The following is a 17,356-nucleotide window of genomic DNA, read 5'->3' on the forward strand; positions in this document are numbered from 1 at the left end:
TTCTTGCGTTCGGGAACCGAATCCCGCCTGATCCCAGTCCTCTTGGGCGTGCAAGGTCGCCCGACGGCAGCCCGCACGGGCAGCAGATCGTATGAGCGGCTATGCTGCGGCAGACGGCGCGCACAAATGTGCGCGACGCGCCGTGAGGGGCGGTAGCTCAGCCGGTTAGAGCAGCGGACTCATAATCCGTCGGCCGTGGGTTCGAGTCCCACCCGCCCCACCACGGACCCCGGCGCAGAAACCTTGTGCCTGCGCAAACACCAAGACGGTGGTCATCGCACGAAGCGGTGACCACCGTCTTTGCGTTGCGATCGGGAACGATGGCTACAAACGAGGGGGCTACAGGGGGCGAGCGCCTCCCCCTGGCCCACGGGCAGGTGTCCGCGAGTGCCAGGCGCGCCTGTGCGGCGATGTCGCGCCCCGCGAGACCGCAGGGGGACTTCCGGGGTGGCTGGGGCGCCGTCAGGTGCGTGTCGGGGCGCTGGGCGGTTCCGCCGGCCGGGGCGTCGATTCCGGCGCCGTCGGACAGTGGGCGCGCCCGAAGAGCGGGGCCCGCAACGCCCGGTGGGCGGCGAGGTCCCGAAATCCCCGCCGGGGACGCCCACTTGGCCACGGAGCCCGCAGCCACGGCCCCGCGGAACCGCCGGCGCCGGCTAGATGATCGGCGGGCGGCCCAGGCGCGTCATGCGCCACACCGTGCGCCAGCGCATCGGGCGGCGGCGGCCGCACGGCGTGCGGACACCCTCGGCGAAGCCCGCGGCCCAGGCCCGCAGGCCCGCCACCGAGCGGCTGCGGACGGCCGTCAGCGCCGCCCAGACACCGAGGTACACGGGGACGAGGACGGCCGGCAGATGGCGCTTCGCCAGCCAGACGCGGTTGCGCGCGACCATCCGGTGGTAGACCGCGTGCCGGGTCGGCGAGGTATACGGGTGCTGGAGCACGAGCTCCGGCGCGTAACGGATCCGCCAGCCGTCGTCCAACGCCCGCCAGGCCAGATCGGTCTCCTCGTGGGCGTAGAAGAACTCGTCCGGCCAGCCGCCGACCCGGTCCAGCATCGGGACGGAGAGCGCGTGCCCGCCGCCCAGGAACGTCGTGACCAGCCCGCCCTGTTGCGGATCACCGACCCGCAGGCGCGGGACGTGGCGGCGCTGGGTGCGGCCCAGTTCGTCGGCGATGCGGAAGCTGACGATCCCCAACTCCCGGTCGCTCGCGTACAGTTCCGCGAGCCGGCTGAAGACGTCCGTGCTGATCAGCAGCCCGTCGTCGTCCAGATCGACCACCACGTCCAGGTCACCCAGCTTGCGCAGCTCGTCCAGGGCGACGTTCCGGCCACCGGAGACGCCAAGGTTCTCGCTGAGCGAGACGCCGGTCACGCCCTCGGGCAGCGGCGGCAGCGGCGAACCGTTGCCGACGACCACGATGTGCGTCGCGGGGAGATCCTGCTTCGCCACCGAATCCAGCAGGTCCCGGAGTTCGGCGGGGCGGTTTCCCATGGTCAAGATGGCGACGCCTACGCGCAGCTGACGCACAGATGAACACTCCGTTCTTGGCGGTCTCTTCAGCGATGCTAGCTGTCGCCGCAGACCACTTCGCACCACGACGCAGGCCCCGCGACGTTCCGTCGGCCCCCGGACGAGCCGGCCGACGGGCGCCGCGTCACAGCTCAGCCTCGCGGGGCGTTGGCGCCGGCGAGGACGCTCGGACGGGCGGCGAAGGTCACCTCCGGACTGAACCGCTCCGCATAGCCGTCGGCCAACGCGCGCAGCGCCGCCGCCCCGTCACCGTAGTACGACGAGCCGTGCATCACCGCCAGCGTCCGCGGGGCGAGGTGCGCCAACGACCGCATGGTCTCCACCGCCGCCGTCAGACACGACGTCTGGCGGAACGCCTCCTCCGCGGCCAACGCCGGCTCCACCAGGTCGTGATCGGTGACCGGCGGGCCGTTGCCGAGCTGGGTGAACAGGTCGCCGCACAGCAGCGTGCCCGTGGTCTCCTCGAACAGCACCCGCGCCTCCCAATTGTGCGGCACATGCGGGGTGTTGAGGTGCAGCACCCGGCGCCGGAGCACCTCCTTGCCACCCAGGTCGAGCGTCTCGCCGTGCGCCAACGGGCGCGGCGGCCGGTCGGCGAGGTCGTTCAGCGAGACCAGGCACCCCTGGAGGCCGTGCGCCACCTCGGCGCGCGGGGCCGCGGCCAGGAACGCGTTCATCGCCCCGCACTCGTCGGCCTCCATGTGCCCGAACGCCAGCCAGCGCAACTGGTCCACCGGCACGATCCGCCCCACGGCCTCCGAAACCCTCGGGAAGAGGTGCCGCATGCCCGTGTGGAAGAGGAGCGGTTCCTCCGCATCGATGAGGAACTGGTTGAACGTGAAGCCCGCCGGCCCGGCCGCATCGGGAACGAAGGTGGAGATCCGGTAGATCCCGTCGGCGATCTCATCGACGCGCGTCTCCATACGACCGCGCCTCCTTCCGGGCGGCCCCCCGTCCATCGTAGGGCGCGACGGCGGGCCGGGCCGGGCGTGCGGAAGGGGGCGGACGGTGGTCGCAGGGGGCGCACGCGCCGCGGCGGAGTGACGTCGGCCACGCGATGTCTAGGACGGTGTGGGCTGGGCAGGGGAGCGGGACGGTTCGGACCGAACGGTTTGGAGGGCCGGTGTGCGGAATACCGCATGGATTGCTCCCGTTACGGAAGGTGTGACGGGATGTCGGACGCCGGCCGGGGCGCCCGCGGGCGCCGTCGGCACGGCCGGTGCGGACGCGTTCCGATCGGGGCGTAGCGTCGTACCCCGACACCGGGCCCGCACCGGAAAACGACCGAAGAGCCGCCACCAGCCACCGCACCGAACCAGCCACACCACCACAGCCGTCCGCGAAGGCCGAAGCGACAACGCGCCAAGGCCCCGACCCCGGAAGCAGGGAGCGCTTATGAGCACCGTTGAACTCACCAAGGAAAACTTCGACGAGATCGTCTCCGGCAACGATTTCGTGCTGATCGACTTCTGGGCCGAATGGTGCGGCCCGTGCAAGCAGTTCGGGCCGGTCTTCGAGCGCTCGTCCGAGAAGCACGACGACCTGCTCTACGCCAAGATCAACACCGAGAAGGAGCCGGAACTCGCCGCCGCCTTCGAGATCCGCTCCATCCCCACCCTGATGATCGTCCGCGACAACATCGCGGTGTTCGCCCAGCCCGGCGCCCTCCCCGAGGCAGCCCTAGAAGACGTCATCGGCCAGGCCCGTGCCCTCGACATGGACGAGGTCCGCGCCTCGGTCGCCGAGGCCCAGCAGGCGCAGGGCGACAACGGAGAGCAGGCGCAGGGCAAGTGACCGGGCGAACCACCGGCGGGTGCGCGCCGCGCGCGGGCGAGCGAAACGAGCCCCCGGCATGAGCGAACTGCTGCTGGTCCGGCACGGCGAGACCGAGTGGAGCCGCGACGGCCGGCACACCAGCTGGACCGACCTCCCGCTCACCGCCAACGGCGAGGAGCAGGCCCGCGCGCTACGGCCGCTGCTGTCCGGCCGGAAGATCGCCCAGGTCTACGCCAGCCCCATGACGCGCGCCCTGCGCACCGCCGAACTGGCCGGCCTCCCCACCCCGCAGATCGTCGATGACCTGCGGGAATGGGACTACGGCGGGGACGAGGGCATCACCACCGCCCAGATCCACCGCAGCAGACCCGGCTGGTACCTCTTCGACGACGGCGTCGCGCCCGGACCGGCCGACCACCCCGGGGAGTCCCCCGAGGAGGTCGGCGCCCGCGCCGACCGCGTACTGGCACTGGTCGCGCCCCACCTGGAGACCGACGAGGGCGATGTGGCACTGGTCGCGCACGCGCACTTCCTGCGCGTACTGACCGCCCGCCGCCTGGGCCTCCCGCCCGCCGCCGGCGGCCTGTTCACCTTCGGCACCGGCGCGATCGGCGTCCTGGGCACGGAACACGACCGCCCTGCGGTGGTCGCCTGGAACGCCCGCAGTCTGTGAGCGACGGGGCGGACGGCAGCGGGCTCGGACCAGCGGGCCGGGCGCTCCCGCGGCGTCACCCACGGGCCGCGTAACGGGCCTCGCCCCGCCTACGGCGCCAACGGGTCGAGATGCAGCGGTTGCACCTTGCCCTCGATCATGGCGCCCAGCCCCTGCACCGCGCAGGTGCCCGGCCGGTCCGCGATGTGCACCGGCATCGACGTGGCCTCGTGGATCATCGGCTCCAGCCCCGGAATCAGCGCGCTGCCGCCGGCCAGCATGATGCCGCGTTCGCCCAGGTCGGCGACGAGGTCCGGCGGGCAGCGGCGCAACACCGCCCCGATGCCGTCCAGGATCGCCGTCAGCGGGGTGATGATGGCGCGCCGTACCCGCTCGGTGTCCACGTGCACGGAACGGGCGAGCCCGCTGACCACGTCCCGCCCGTGCACCTCCGTGGAGCCGGGGGCGAGTTCGCCGTCCCCGGACAACATCAGGTGCAGCGGACGCGCGGACTGGTTGGGCAGCATCAGGTCGTGGTGCAGCCGCAGGTGCTGGATCACCGCGTGGTCGATGGCGTTGCCGCCCACGGGAACGGTCTCGGCGGCCACGATCGAACCAAGCGAGAGCACCGCGACCTGGGTGGTGCCCGCACCACACACCACGATCATCGTCGCCTCCGGCTGCTCCACCGGGAGCCCGCAACCCACGGCCGCGGCGACCAACGTGTCAACCAGCTCGACCCGACGGGCACCCAGCCCGGTCAGGGTCTCCACGGCCGCCCGCTGCGCCAGCGGCTCACTGCCATACGGGAGGCACACCGCGGCCCGCATGGAGGGACGCCGCCGCCAGGTCTTGCGCAGCTTGTCGCCGACCAGGTGCCGCAACAGCCGCTGGGCCATGTCGATGTCCACAATCGTTCCGTTGGAGACCGGCCGGACGACCCGGATGTAGTCGGGGGTGCGGCCGTCCATCACCTCGGCCTGGGCGCCCACGGCGAGCATCGAGCCGGTGCGGGTGTTGACCGCGGCGACGGTCGGTTCGTCGACGACCAGCCCCTGGTTCTTGACGTAGACCCTGGTCCGGGCGGCGCCGAGGTCGACGGCGGCCGAGCAGCGACGCAGTTGGGCGAGGCTGATGGTCATGGTGGATTCCTCCCCGATGGGCCGATGTGAACGTCCCCGGTGGGCCGGTACTGGGTTACGAGCGCCCGCACATGAGCGCTCGTGCGCCATCCTCCGGGCCGCCAACCGCCCCCGCGCGCTGAGCGCGTCCGGTCGGGGGATGGGGGCGGGAGACGGGGTGGGGAGGGGTGGGGGTGGGGTGGTCGCGGTGGCGGGGAGGGGGAGGAAGAGCGGCCCGGTGGCTTCGTGGCTTGGTGGGCTGGGGCGGGGAGGCCGGAGGGGCAGGGGGGAGCTGCGCAACGCTCCGTGGCTTTCGGCGGAGGGATGTGACTGGCCGTCAACACGGTGGGATGCGCCTGCAACACGGTGGGATGTGACTGGCCGTCAATCCTGCCTCGCTGCCGAGATCCGGTGTGGGTGCTGCCGGTGGGCGTTGCGGCGTCTCGGCGTCTAGGCGTTTTTAGATATTGCCCGTCCCGTTTATTTGCGCCTCCTGTTCAGGCGTTGGCCGTCCCGTTGGTGTCGGCCCGTCGCTGGTAGAGGCCCCAGGTGAACTCCGCGATGACGTCCCGTGGGGCGCCGTCCGGGTCGGGGGCGGTGCAGGCCAGGCGCCAGCGGGTCGGGGCGCTGCCCTCCATCGGGCGGGCCGGGGCGAAGGCGCGGGCGACCTCGTCGACGGTGCAGGACCACGGGACGAGGTCCGCGGTCGTACGGAGGTCCGGGCCGGCGGCGCCCGGTGCGCGTACGAGCCAGGCGTTCCAGGCGGCGCCCCCGGGAGCGGTGAGGACTTCGAACCGCAGATCCGGCCAGAGCGGGACCGGCCAGGTGAGCGCCTCGCAGGTCAGATCGCCGATCCGGCGGGTGGTGACGGCCTCGGGCGCGCCGAGCAGCGCCCGGTACGGCTGGACGCCGGCGCGGGCCCGGGGGCTGTGCATCCGGGCCTGCCAGCGGCGGTTGGCCTCGCGCATCTGCGCCCGGGAGGCGCCGAGTTGGCGGAGGGCGTCCTCGACGAGGGTCGGGTGGTGGTCGGCCATCCGGCGCAGCAGCACGAGTTGGAACGCGAGCGGTCCCGGCAGGTCGGAGGAGGCGGCGGAGCCGGCGGGAGGGTCGTTGTCAGTGGCGGGGTTCATGATGGACATGGTCGCGGATGGCGGCCGGGGGAGATGCGGAGGCGGTGGTCGGCGCGGTGTGCGCGGAGCCGGGGCGGGCGCCGTCGGGGAGGAAGAGCACGGAATTGACGTAACGGCGGTGCGGGGCGAGGGAGCGCCGCAGCAGGCCGTGTTCGGCGAGGTGGGAGGTGTGGGACTGATGGGTGGACAGATCGAAGTCGGCCAGCGGCAGCCAACGGTCGCGTGGCAGGACCCAGCCGCGATATCCGCGGGTGGCCGTCCACTCCAGCACGGGCGCGAGCGGTTGAATGCGGGTCTCCAACTCCACGAAGAGCGCGGGGCGTTCGCGCTCGATGGTGCGTGCCGCACCGCGTAGCGTGGCCAGTTCTCCGCCGTCCACGTCGATCTTGATGAGGGTGACGGCGGTGAGCTTCAGCGCGTCCAGGGGGAGGCAGGGCACGTCCAGGGTGACGGAGTGCACGTCGCGGCGTACGAGCGAGGAGACGCCGCGGTCGCCGCGGCCGTCCGGGGGCAACCAGAGTGTGGCGCAACCGGTGTGGTCGGTGGCCGCGGCGGATACGACGTCGACGTGCGCGGGGGTGACCGAGGCGAGCAGGCGGGCCAGGTGAGGGACGGGCTCGACGGTGACGACGCGGTCCGCGCGCCGCGCCAGGCGCCGGGTCCACGGGCCGTACCAGCCCCCGACGTCCACGGCCGTGCCCCCGGCCGGGCAGAAGTCGGCCAGCCGCCCCAACTCCGGTTCGAACCGCGGGTAGAGCCCGGCCGCCAGCGCCGACACCAGGCGCCCCGGTAACCAGCGCCCCACCCGCGCCGCGAGCGTCATGACTCTGCCCCCGACCTCGACCCTGCCCCCGACTCCGGCCCCGAAGCGTGTGCCGCTCCCGGCCAGGTCTTGGTCCCGGTCCCGGTCCTGGGGTCAGTGCTGGGGGCGGTGCTGGGGTCGGTGCTGGTGCTGGTACCGGAATCGGTCCGCGCCCCGGACGTCACCCGGGCCCCCTCGTCCTCACGTGCCCGTACGCCGCGCACCAGCCGCTCATGCTCAGCATCCGAGACCTGTTCACCGGAGGACGGCAGCAGTTGCGGAATCCCGTCGAGGATCGGATAGCGCCGCCGCAGCCGCGGGTTGTAGAGCGCTTCCTCGGAGGCCAACAACATCAACGGCCCCTTGTCGATCGGGCACGCAAGGATCTCCAACAGCGGATCATCAGCCTTCACGACGCGCCCCTCCTCCCGTCCACGCCTCGCTTGACCACGCCGACCCCCACCACACCAACTCCATCCTCAACCTCACCATCGATCAATCAGCCCCTTCCTCACTCGTCCTCGCTCGTTCTCAATCGCTTGATGGTCGACTTGCCTGGTGATCGACTTGGGTGGTGCTCGCTGCGCCAAGGGGCCCGCGTCCGACTGCCCACGTCGTGGGCCAGGTTGGGATGCACCTGATCCCTGACTGGCTGACGCTTCTCATGGCGCCTATCGCTTCTCGTGACGCGGCTCCTGCATCTCGTGCCGCTCACACCGCTCACACCTCTCACTTCTTTTTGTTCCTCTCGCGCCACTCACATCTCTGGCATTTCTGTCATCTCTTGCATCACTCACACCTCTTGTATCGCTCGTATCTCTTGTGCCGCTCATGCGTCACGCGGATCCTCCTGCGTTGGCTGTCCCTTTCGGCGGCCTAATCGCTTGGCCGGACGGCCGGTTGACGTGTTGAGGGGTTGGCCGTCTCTGACGGGTGGCCCGGTGGTCCGGGGTGGGCCGGGCGGGGGCCTGGGTCCGGACGTTGGGGTGGGTTTGGGCGCGGCGCTTGATGTTGGAGTTGGGGTTGGGGTTGGGGATGACGTTGGGTGGGCTGCTGCGCCGTTCGGAAGCGGGCGGGTGTGGGGGTTCGACGAGCCGGGCGTGCGTTGGGCCGGCGGCTTGGGCGAGCGGGGTGGCGGCTCGGGCGCGTGGGCCGGAGACAGCGCGGGCGTGTGCGGCGACGGCGGCAGCGCGGGTGTGCGCGGAGGTGGCGGAATGGGCGCGCGCGGAGGCGCTGGAGTGAGGGCGTGCGGTGCTGCTGGAGCCGGGAGTTGAGGGGGTGGTTGAGGGGGTGCCAGTGCAGCGGCGGCTCGGCTGGGCAGGGCGGGGGTGGTGTGGTTGGGGCGCAGGGGGTCCTCGTGGCGGGGGAGGATCACAAGGATCGTTAGGGCCAGGGCCGTGCCGCCGAGGCGTAGGGCGAGGCGGACGGGGGCGTCGGGCAGGGGTTCGCCGAAGGCGAGGGTGCCGCAGGCGATGGTGAAGACACAGGTCACCGTGGTGCAGACGGGGACGATCACCGAGGCCCGGCAGCGCTGGAGGGCGGTTTGTGACAGGACCAAGCCGGTGGCCCCGGTGACGACGAGGAGGTAGGGGTACGGGGAACGGAGGAGGGTCAGGGTGGCGGCGGGAACGTTGTGGAAGGTGAGCAGGCCGGAGACGCCCTTGATAGCCAGGGAGCTGACGCCGTAGAGGAGGCCGATGGCCACGCCGTAGGAGACGCCGGCGGTTGGCAGGCGGTGGCGGCGTCGGGCGCGGAGTTCCGCCGAGCGGTACAGGAGGAGCCCCGCGGTCAGGGACGGCACGGCTATCGCGAGCAGGGTTGCGGGGGGTGCGGTGCGGGCGATGGCTTGGGCGTCCTCGGTCCGGAGGGAGGCGACGACCAGGCCGAGGGCGACCAGGATCGCCGCTATGCTCTGCCGCTCGCGGCCGCTGGTCCGTTCGCCCAGTACCACCGAGGACATGAGGAGCAGCAGGACCAGGCCCGAGATGAAGATGCCCTGGGCGGCGGCTATGGGGAGGGTGCGGTAGACGGCGAGTTGGGCGGCGAAGCCCGCGGCCAGGGTGAGTGAGCCGCCGAGCCACAGGGGGCTGCTGAGGAGGTGGCGTATGAGTCGGGCGGGGTGGCGGGTGCTGAGCGGGGGGAGTGCGGCGAGGGCGCGCTTCTCCAGCACGAAGCCGGTGCTGTAGAGGACGTTGGCGAGCAGCGCGGATGCCACGCCCCACCAGAGCATGGGCCTGCCTCCTTCCCGCTTCCCGGGTTACTTGTTCCTGCTGCTTCCTGGATTACCTGTTCCTGGATTGCTTGTTCCTGGGTTGTTTGGTTCTGGGTTGTTTGGCTGTCCTGCTCGGGGGTTCTTTGTGCCTGTCTCTGGGGTGGCTGCTCTTGGGATGTTCCTGTTGTTCCTGCTCCTGCTCCTGTGTCTGCTTGGTTGGTTGAGTTGAGGGGGCTGGCTGTCGGGGCGGGCCGGGTGGGCCTTGCGGGGGCCTCCTTCCTTGCTGTTTCGGCAACGATTACGGAGGGTGGTTTTGTTCCCACGGATTGTTGCGGGGCGTGATTAGTGACGGGGGGTGGGGATGGGGGTGGTGGGGCGGGCGTGGGCCAGGAGGATGGAGGAGAGGGAGGGGGTGTGGCAGGCGGCGCGGTCGAGGGGGCGGAGGAGGCGGGGGACGTCGTGGTACGGGGCGCCGGCGATGCGGATGACGTCGAAGCCGGATGCGGTGAGGAAGGCGCGGAGGGCGCGGGCGGTGTAGAGGCGCAGGTGGCCGACGACCTGGGTGCCGGGGCGGCCGTGGATGGCGCGCAGGCTGACCTCGGAGAAGACGGGTTGGACGCCCGCGAGCAGGAGGCCGCGGTTGTACCAGGCGGCGAGGTTCGGGGTGGAGAGCAGGAGGTGGCCGCCGGGGCGGAGGACGCGGCGGAGTTCGTCCAGGGCGGCGTCCGGGTCGACCAGGTGCTCGATGACCTCGCTGAAGAGGACGGCGTCGGCGGAGCCGGTGGCGAACGGCAGCCCGCCGTCGGTGAGTTCGCCGCGTACGACGTGGCGGAGGCGGGTGGTGGCGCGGCGGAGGGCGTCCTGGGACCAGTCGACGCCGATGATGCGGTGGCCCCCGAGGGTGTCCGCGGCGGTGGCGGCGGCGGTGCCGTCGCCGCAGCCGATGTCCAGCACGGTGGCGGGCGGCGCCCCGGCGCCTACCGGGCCGAGGGCGCGCGCCAGGAGCCGGGCCTGGCGCCGGCTGCGGGCGGGGCCGGAGGCGACCGGTACCGCGGGGTTCTCGTAGAAGTTCTGTAGGGCGGTCATGGGGTGGCTCCTTCGGCCGGTGGGCCGGCGCCTTCCGCGGGTGGTCGGTCGGGTTCCGGTGGTGGCCGGTCCGATGTCGGTGATGTCGGTGGTGGCCAGGCGGTTTGCGGGTTTGGTCGGGTGGCCTTCGGAGTTGGTTGGGGGACCTCCTGGGTTGGTCGGGTGGGTTCTGGGGCTGGGGGGCAAGTGGGGGCCGGGGGTGGGTGGTTGGGTTCTGGGGGTGGGGGCCAGGCGGTGGTGGCGAGGGCGGAGCGGAAGAGGTCGAGGAGGCGGGCGGCGGCCGCGTCGTCGAGGAGGGCGCGGGACCAGCGGAGGGCGAGGTGGATGCGGTCGCCGTCGCTGGTGGTCGCGGCGGTGACGCTCAGCCCACGGGGCATCCGGGCCGGGGCGGAGAACCACACCGCGGTCGCCCGGCCGCCCTCGTCGCCGAAGTCCAGGGGGTAGGGGACGCGGCCGATGTTGGAGAGGAGGGCGGTGGGTGCCCAGGGGGCGGCGAGGGCGCGCAGGGCTCGGGTGAGGGCGCGGCGCGCGCCGACGGGGAGGGGGATGCTGGTCAACAGGCGTCCGGCCAGGCCGAGTTGTTGGCTCGGGGTGGATTTCAGGGCCCGGGTGCGGGCGGCGGTGTGGTGGAGGAGGCGGGCGGGGTCGGAGGTGTCGTCGGTTCTGGGTGGGGAGGGGAAGTGGACCGAGGTCAGGCGGGTGCCGTTGCCGATGGGCATCCGGGGGCCTCGTGGCCGGTCGTCGATGGGCATGGTGATGACGACGGGGGTGGTGGGGCGGTTGTGCTGGGTGTTCCAGCGGGTGGTCATCAGGTAGGTGGCGACGAGGAGTTGGTCGTTGATGGTGTAGGGGGCTGGGGTGTTGGCGGGGTGTGGGGGGCGGGTGGGGAGGGGGAGATGGGTGAGGAGCATGCCGTTACCGGGGAGGGGAGTGTGGCGCTGGCGAGGCTCCTTTGAAGGGGCGAGGTGGGTGGGGCGGGTGAGGGGGTTGGGGTGGGGGAGGGGAGTGGTGGGGTGTTGGTGGGATGTGGGGGGCGGTGTGGTGGGTGGGGAGGGGTGGGTGCGTCCGTAGAGTTCGGCGGTGGTGGCGAGGATGCGGAGGGCGGCGGGGCCGTCGAGTGCGGTGTGGTGGGCGGTGAGGAGGAGCACCGTGCCTTGGGGTGGGGGCAGTTGGGGGGCGTGCGTGGTGGGGCGGGGGGTGGGGTCGATGACCTCTAGGCGTAGCGGTGGTGCGGTGTCCAGGGGAGGGCAGTCGGTGAGTGCCCGGGACCGGGCGTGGGCGAGGGCGTCGGGGCCCGGGGGCGGGAAGGTGACCGGGTCCGCGTCGGCGGTGGGGGTGAGTTGCCACTGGTAGTGGCGGTGCCACCAACGGGTCGGTACCTGGCGCACCAGGACGCGCGGGTGGCGGGCGAGCGCCCGGTGGAACGCGGTGCGCAGCCGGGCGTGGTCGAGTCGGCCGGGGAGGTGCACCTCTACGTGGACGGTCTCCGGTTCGTCGTCCTCCAGGCAGTGGCGGGAGATCTCGTCGACGAGGGGGAAGGGGATGCGGGGGGCGGGGCCGGGCCCGGTAGTGCGGGCCCGACTGTTCCGCGCGAGGGTGTCCCGCTCGTCCGGTGGGTCGTGCCGGGCCGGTTGGCGGGTGGTCATTGTGGGGTGCCCTCCGGGTTGGCGGGCGACGGGCGGACGGGAGGCGTGGGGGTGGACCCCGTGTCCCGGTGGGGCGTACGGGCCGGTGGCGCGGCCCCACCGTCAGGCGCGCCACCGTTGGCCGGAGTAGCCGGAGCAGCCGGAGCGACTGGAGCAGCCGGACTGACCGGAGTGTCCGGAGCAGCAGGAGTGGCTGAAGCAGCCGGAGCGGTCGACGTAGTTGGGGTGGATGAAGTGGACAGATCGGATGGAGTGGATGGAGCGGCCGTAGGGACACCAGCCCCGCCTCCCTCCGCCGAACTCCCTTGGGCGCGCCCCTCGTTCAAGCCACCGCCCGGACCGCTCCGCACTCCCGGAACCCCCAGATCGTTCCCCGACCCTGGAAGCGAGCCGGGAAGCGACCCGGGAACGCCCGGAATCCCCGGAACGCCCGGGCCGTTCCCCGCCCCGGAGTTGCCCCCGGCGCGCGTCGGCCAGGTGACGACCGCCGCCGTGAGGGCCAGGAGGGCCAGGGCCTGGGCGAGGGCGCTGAAGGCGCCGGAGCCGTCGGCGAGCGGGTGGCCCGCGCCGAGGGCCGCGGTGATGCCGGCCGCGAGCATCGCGGTGCCGGCCAGTGGTGCCAGCACCCGGGGCCGAAGGCGGGCCACCAGGGCCAGGAGCGGGACGATCAGCGCGTACGGGCCGGCGGCCAGGGCCACCACCCCGGTCAGGGCGAGCGTGCCCAGGACCCAGGAGGGGGCGGGGGGTTGCTGCGGTGCGGTGGCTGGGGTGCGCGGGGTGCGGCGGATCAGGGCGGAGGCGACGAGTAGGGCGATGCCCAGGAGGCCGCCGATGAGGCCGAGGTGGTACAAGGTGGCCGGCGCGTAGCTGAGTTCGACGGTGCCGGCGGCGCCGGCCGGGACGAGGAACGCCTGTTGCCAGCCGTCCACCCGGAGCGGGGTGAGCTGTGTCCCGTTGAGGGTGGCGCGCCAGCCGTCGTTGGCGTTCTCGTGGAGTTGGAGGTAGGCGGCCCGGCCTGCGCCGACGGCGACGGTGCGGTGGTCGCCGGACCAGTCCTTGACGGTGACGGAGCGGGCCGGGGCGGGCGGGCTGGCGGCGGAGGCGGTCGCCTCGTCCTTCGTGGCGGTGGGCCGTGTGCCGGCGTCCGCCCCGCCTGCGGCCTCGGTCGCGGTCCCCGTCCCCCTGCTCAGCGTCACGTCCGTGATCGTCAACGGCCCCTGGTCGCCGGTCTCGACGCGGTGTTGGCCGGCGCGCAGGAGGATGTGGCCGTTGGTGACGGCGGGGCCGCAGGGTTGGAGGGTGAGGGGGCGGCGTTCGGTGAGGTCGCGGAGGGAGCCGCTGACCTTGGTCGCGTAGAGGATGCCGTCGACGGCGAGCGGGGGGCCCTGGCCGCAGGGGAGGGCGAAGCGCCGGTCGGGGGCCGGGGGCGGGGTGCGGTAGGCGTCGAGGGCGGGGAGGTAGATCTCGCTGAGGCCGACGGGGAGTTGGAGTGCCTGGCCGGCGACCGGGTTGCTGAGGGAGAGTTCCTTGACCTTGCTGATGGTGATGTCGAGGCGGTCGGTGGTGATCGGGTCGAAGCGGGCCAGCCCGTTCTCGTCGACGGCCGCGGTGGCCGCCCCGTAGGGGGAGTTGAGCTGGATCTGCTCGGGGCGGGTGGAGATGCCGCCGGCGGCGGCCAGCACCATCTTGTCGATCTTCTTCTTGCCGGGCCAGCGCAGGTGGATGGTGGGCTTGGCGCCGGCGATCCAGGCGGTCGTCAGGTCGCCGTCGACGAGGTTGCGGGGGCTGAGGGAGTGGCCGAAGCCGAAGCTGGTGGAGTCGGCGGTGGCGGTGATGCGGTCCTTCTGGTCGGGGGCGACCCGGTCCAGCAGCCGGTCGAGGGCGGGGCCGGGGACGGCGAGGGCGGTGCCGGAGACGGCGTACGGGGCGGTGCGGCCGGTGTCGAACTGGCGGTGCAGGCCGACCTCGGCGGAGACGGGCGAGAGGCCGCCGGGGTCACTGCCCCGGTGGAGGGAGATGAGGTGGGCGGGGGCGTCGGAATGTCGGGCGTCGGTGGGGAGTTGAAGGAGTCGGGACACCTGGACACCGGGGAGGGAGATCTCGGTGAAGCCGGCGCCGGAGAGTCCGGCGCGCGGGGTTTGGGTGCCCAGGATGGTGAGTTGGAGCCAGCGCGCCTTGCCGGGCGGGGCCTTGATCCGCTGGCGGGAGACGTCGGGGCGGAGTGGGCTGTCGGCGCGGCCGCGGTCGGTCTGGATGCGGACGGACGTGGGGGCGGCGCGCAGCCCGTCGCCGCGCAGGGGGGTGACAAAGAGCGTGGCGGGGATGTCGGTCGGGGAGTTGAACGTGATCCGGATCCACTGGCCGACGGGGTTGCCGGCGCTGCCCTCGGCCCAGGCGGTGTCGGGGTTGCCGTCGAAGGCGTTGACGGGGTCGTACTGCGGTAGGTGGAAGAGCCAGTTGCCGCTGGAGGAGGCGGTGACGGCGGCGGCGCCGCGGAGCACGGCGGTGGTCTGGTGCTGGATGCCGGGGGTGGGGAGGATCTGCCGGGGTGGGCGGCCGGGGTCCTGGAGGCTGCCGGGCAGGTTGGTCTCGTCGGCGGTGTAGGTGTAGGAGGTGTTGCTGCCCACCAGGCCGAAGCGGGTGTCGGCGCGGCGCAGGCCGTCGGCGGTGAGTTGGAGCGGTGGGGCGTCGACGCCGGGGTGGCGGTCGCCGGTGAGGACGGTGGGGCGGTCGCGCAGTGCGGGGTCGGCGGAGAGTTGGAGCAGGGCCTCCGGGCCGCCGCTGAGCCCGGCGGTGTTCGCGGCGGCGGGGGCGGTGACGGGGCCGGGTTCGGCGACCCCTTGTGGCTGGTAGATCTCCACGGAGCGCTGGCGCGGGTAGAGGCCCTGGATCTGGACGGGCGTCTCGGCGGGGATCCGGCCGGCGGTGGTGAGCGGGCCGAACGCGGCGGCCTTGCGGTAGCCGGACGCCTCCAGGGTGCGCTTCACGGTCTGCGGGGGGACGTAGCCGATCTGGTCGGGGTCGAGGTCGTTGCGGACGACGATGTCGTGGATGCCGGCCCGGTGCAGGTAGTCGCGCAGGCCGGGGACCTCGGCGCCGGTGAGCAGGGCCTGTTCGACGGCGTCCAGGGCGCGGCGGGATCCGGGCGTCCCGAAGGGCACGAAGTCGCGCTGCGCCCAGGGGGATTGGGCGAGCACGTCCATGGGGTCGTCGATGGGCGAGCCCCAGGTGAACAGGCCGTGTGCGGTGGCGGGGACCACCAGGGAGCGGCTGCCGTGGGTGTGGTCCTTGAGCCAGGAGGCGGTCTGCCGCCAGTAGGTGGGGAGTTGGTGGAACGCGCCCGGTTGGAGGATGGTGCCGCCCAGGTAGGGCAGGGCCAGCGCCGGGAGGACGAGCAGGGCGGCCGCGGCGGTGGGCAGGCGGCCGGCGGTCAGGCGGGCGGCGCGCCGTCCGGTTCCGGTCCACCGGAGGGTGCCGAGCAGGTGGGCCAGGCCCAGGGCGAGCGCCAGGCCGAGGCCGGGGGTGAACTTGTAGATGTTGCGGAACGGGCGCAGCCAGCCGTTCAGCCACTCCTGCCAGGTGGCGTGCAGCGGGCCGCCGAGGGCGCCGCCGTAGCCGGCCAGCCCGATGAGGGCGACGGTCAGCACGGTCAGCAGCAGCCAGCGCCGTTCGGGCAGGTTGCGGCGGGCCAGGCCGGCCAGGCCGAGGGCGGCGGCGAGGGCGGAGCCGAAGACCGCGAAGGCGTTGCCGGTCATGGTCTGGCCGGCCGGCAGCCAGGGCTTGCCGAAGTTGAGGTAGCCGACCCAGTTGCCGGCGCCGCGCAGCAGTTCGGTGGCGGACATGGTGGCGGTGGTGGTGTCGGCCTGCTCGATGTACGGCATGAAGTTCTCGCCGTGCAGGCCCAGGAGGAGCAGCGGCACCGTCCACCAGGCGGTGGCCAGCACGACGCCCGGTAGCCACCAGGCGAGCAGGGCACGGCGGCGCGCTCCCGTACGGGACAGCGCGTACAGCAGCACCGGTAACAGGGACGCGAGGGTGGAGGCCGCGTTGACGCCGCCCATGAGGGGGATCAGCAGTGCCGAACGGGTCGCCGCGGTACGGGCGGTGAGCCGCGGGTCGGTGAGCGGCAGCAGGACCCAGGGCAGCAGCGCGCCGGGCAGCGCGGCGGCGGAGGTGGAGCCGACGACGATGGTGAAGGCGGGCCACAGGGCGTAGCAGGCGGCCGCCAGCAGCCTGCTGCGGGGGCCGCCGATGCGCAGCCGCTCGGCGAGCCGCAGCGCGCCCCAGAAGGCGGTGGTGACGATCAGCGACATCCACAGCCGCTCGGCGAGCCAGACCGGCAGGTGCACGACGTGGGCGGCGCCGTAATACGGGAGGGCGGGGAAGGCGTAGCCGATGTACTGGTCGGCGAGGCCGCCGAAGCCGGCCCGGTCGTGCCACAACTGTCCGAGGTCGGTGAGGAAGCGCCAGGGGTCGACGGCCACCCCCAGCTTCGTCTCGAACGTCATCTTCCCCGCGGACGGGGCCAGGAACGCGACCAGGACGGCCGCCCAGAAGGCGAACAGCCAGCGCCTGCGCCGGGGTTCGTCGGGCGGCGCGGCGGGGGCGGTGGCCGGGGTGCCGCCGGCGTCGGGCGCTCCGGGGGACGGGGACTTCTGCAGCGTCTGGGTCATGGCAACCGCCGGAGGATGAGGAGGAGGTTCCAGGTGGCGATCTCGCGGACGCCGGGGAGGCGGGGGATGGTCTCGGCGAGGAACGGCGCGTAGCGGGAGCGGGCGGTGACGAGCGCGACGTCGTCCCGGGCGCGGACCTGGCGCAGGGTGCGGCCGATGTGCACGGCGAAGAGGTTCTGGCCCAGGGTGTGCTTGGCGGGGCGGCCGGTGCGGCGCTGGTAGCGGCGGCGGGCCCGTTCGGCGCCGAGGTAGTGCCAGGGCGCGGTCTCGTGGCCGCCCCAGGGGGAGAGCCAGTTGGTGAACGCCACGTAGATCAGGCCGCCGGGGCGGGTGACCCGCACCAGTTCGCTGAGGAAGGTCTGCGGATCGGCCACGTGCTCCAGGACGTTGGAGGAGAAGCAGACGTCGGCGGTGCCGTCGGCGAGCGGCAGCAGATAGCCGTCGGCGAGCACCGCCCCTTCGGTGATCCGGCCGCGGGCGGCCAGTTCCGCGGTGTCGGGTTCGAAGAGGTAGCCGTGGGCGCCGCGGCGGCGGAACTCCTCGGTGAAGTGGCCGGCGCCGCCGCCGACATCGACGACCACCGCGCCGCGCAACGGGGCGTAGCGCTCGACCTGGTTGGCGGCGTCCCGGGCGAGCAGCCGGTAACAGTGGTCGGGGTCGGTGGGCTCGTTCAGGAAGGCGCGGAAGAGGGCGAGGGACCTGCCCAGCGAGGGGTCGCGCACGGGC

General features: G+C 72.9%; 12 protein-coding genes, 1 tRNA gene and 1 pseudogene. 3 read left to right on the forward strand and 11 right to left on the reverse strand.

Going from position 1 to position 17,356, the window contains the following annotated elements:
- Window positions 1–146 precede the first annotated feature (146 nt).
- A tRNA-Ile gene (locus tag ACFVFQ_RS17090) sits at window positions 147–223 on the forward strand.
- 430 nt (window positions 224–653) lie between these two features.
- Here ACFVFQ_RS17090 and ACFVFQ_RS17095 read toward each other — a convergent pair.
- Entirely contained in the window at window positions 654–1,529 is an 876-nt protein-coding gene (locus tag ACFVFQ_RS17095) for a glycosyltransferase family 2 protein (protein WP_383415908.1), read from the reverse strand.
- Window positions 1,530–1,663: 134 nt separating this feature from the next.
- Window positions 1,664–2,455, reverse strand: a complete 792-nt coding sequence (locus ACFVFQ_RS17100) for an MBL fold metallo-hydrolase (protein ID WP_383415912.1) — start codon at window positions 2,453–2,455, stop codon at window positions 1,664–1,666.
- 472 nt (window positions 2,456–2,927) lie between these two features.
- Between ACFVFQ_RS17100 and trxA the strand changes: the two genes are divergently transcribed.
- Window positions 2,928–3,326, forward strand: a complete 399-nt coding sequence (gene trxA / locus ACFVFQ_RS17105; protein ID WP_383415917.1) for a thioredoxin — start codon at window positions 2,928–2,930, stop codon at window positions 3,324–3,326.
- A gap of 58 nt (window positions 3,327–3,384) precedes the next feature.
- Complete coding sequence (locus ACFVFQ_RS17110) at window positions 3,385–3,981, forward strand: histidine phosphatase family protein (RefSeq protein ID WP_383415921.1); 597 nt, start codon at window positions 3,385–3,387, stop codon at window positions 3,979–3,981.
- Between the two features lie 89 nt (window positions 3,982–4,070).
- Here the strand turns inward: ACFVFQ_RS17110 and ACFVFQ_RS17115 are convergent, their stop codons facing one another.
- The 9 genes and pseudogenes from ACFVFQ_RS17115 to ACFVFQ_RS17155 all read right to left on the reverse strand — a co-directional run bounded on the left by ACFVFQ_RS17115 (window position 4,071) and on the right by ACFVFQ_RS17155 (window position 17,352).
- Window positions 4,071–5,102: a rod shape-determining protein gene (locus ACFVFQ_RS17115; RefSeq protein ID WP_383415924.1), complete on the reverse strand. Its 1,032-nt coding sequence runs from the start codon at window positions 5,100–5,102 to the stop codon at window positions 4,071–4,073.
- A 476-nt stretch (window positions 5,103–5,578) separates the two neighbouring features.
- On the reverse strand, window positions 5,579–6,211 hold the full coding sequence (locus tag ACFVFQ_RS17120) for a hypothetical protein (protein WP_383415927.1): 633 nt from the start codon (window positions 6,209–6,211) through the stop codon (window positions 5,579–5,581).
- Complete coding sequence (locus tag ACFVFQ_RS17125; RefSeq protein ID WP_383415930.1) at window positions 6,195–7,034, reverse strand: FkbM family methyltransferase; 840 nt, start codon at window positions 7,032–7,034, stop codon at window positions 6,195–6,197. The genes ACFVFQ_RS17120 and ACFVFQ_RS17125 overlap by 17 nt, the downstream gene beginning before the upstream one ends.
- A gap of 197 nt (window positions 7,035–7,231) precedes the next feature.
- Window positions 7,232–7,426 (reverse strand): annotated as a pseudogene (locus tag ACFVFQ_RS17130) (Trm112 family protein); the annotation flags it as partial.
- A gap of 416 nt (window positions 7,427–7,842) precedes the next feature.
- The gene (locus ACFVFQ_RS17135) at window positions 7,843–9,243 is read right to left on the reverse strand and encodes a DMT family transporter (protein ID WP_383415933.1); all 1,401 of its coding nucleotides are present in this window, start codon (window positions 9,241–9,243) and stop codon (window positions 7,843–7,845) included.
- Between the two features lie 324 nt (window positions 9,244–9,567).
- The gene (locus tag ACFVFQ_RS17140; RefSeq protein ID WP_383415936.1) at window positions 9,568–10,311 is read right to left on the reverse strand and encodes a class I SAM-dependent methyltransferase; all 744 of its coding nucleotides are present in this window, start codon (window positions 10,309–10,311) and stop codon (window positions 9,568–9,570) included.
- Complete coding sequence (locus ACFVFQ_RS17145; protein WP_383415939.1) at window positions 10,308–11,957, reverse strand: condensation protein; 1,650 nt, start codon at window positions 11,955–11,957, stop codon at window positions 10,308–10,310. The genes ACFVFQ_RS17140 and ACFVFQ_RS17145 overlap by 4 nt, the downstream gene beginning before the upstream one ends.
- Window positions 11,954–16,630, reverse strand: coding sequence for an alpha-(1->3)-arabinofuranosyltransferase family protein (locus ACFVFQ_RS17150; protein ID WP_383415943.1), 4,677 nt, complete (start codon window positions 16,628–16,630; stop codon window positions 11,954–11,956). Before ACFVFQ_RS17150 ends, ACFVFQ_RS17145 begins: the two co-directional genes overlap by 4 nt.
- Window positions 16,627–17,352: a class I SAM-dependent methyltransferase gene (locus tag ACFVFQ_RS17155; RefSeq protein ID WP_383415946.1), complete on the reverse strand. Its 726-nt coding sequence runs from the start codon at window positions 17,350–17,352 to the stop codon at window positions 16,627–16,629. Before ACFVFQ_RS17155 ends, ACFVFQ_RS17150 begins: the two co-directional genes overlap by 4 nt.
- Window positions 17,353–17,356 lie beyond the last annotated feature (4 nt).

Origin of the sequence: Streptomyces sp. NPDC057743 (genome assembly GCF_042798755.1) — a bacterium.
In the GTDB taxonomy this organism is placed as follows: domain Bacteria; phylum Actinomycetota; class Actinomycetes; order Streptomycetales; family Streptomycetaceae; genus Streptomyces.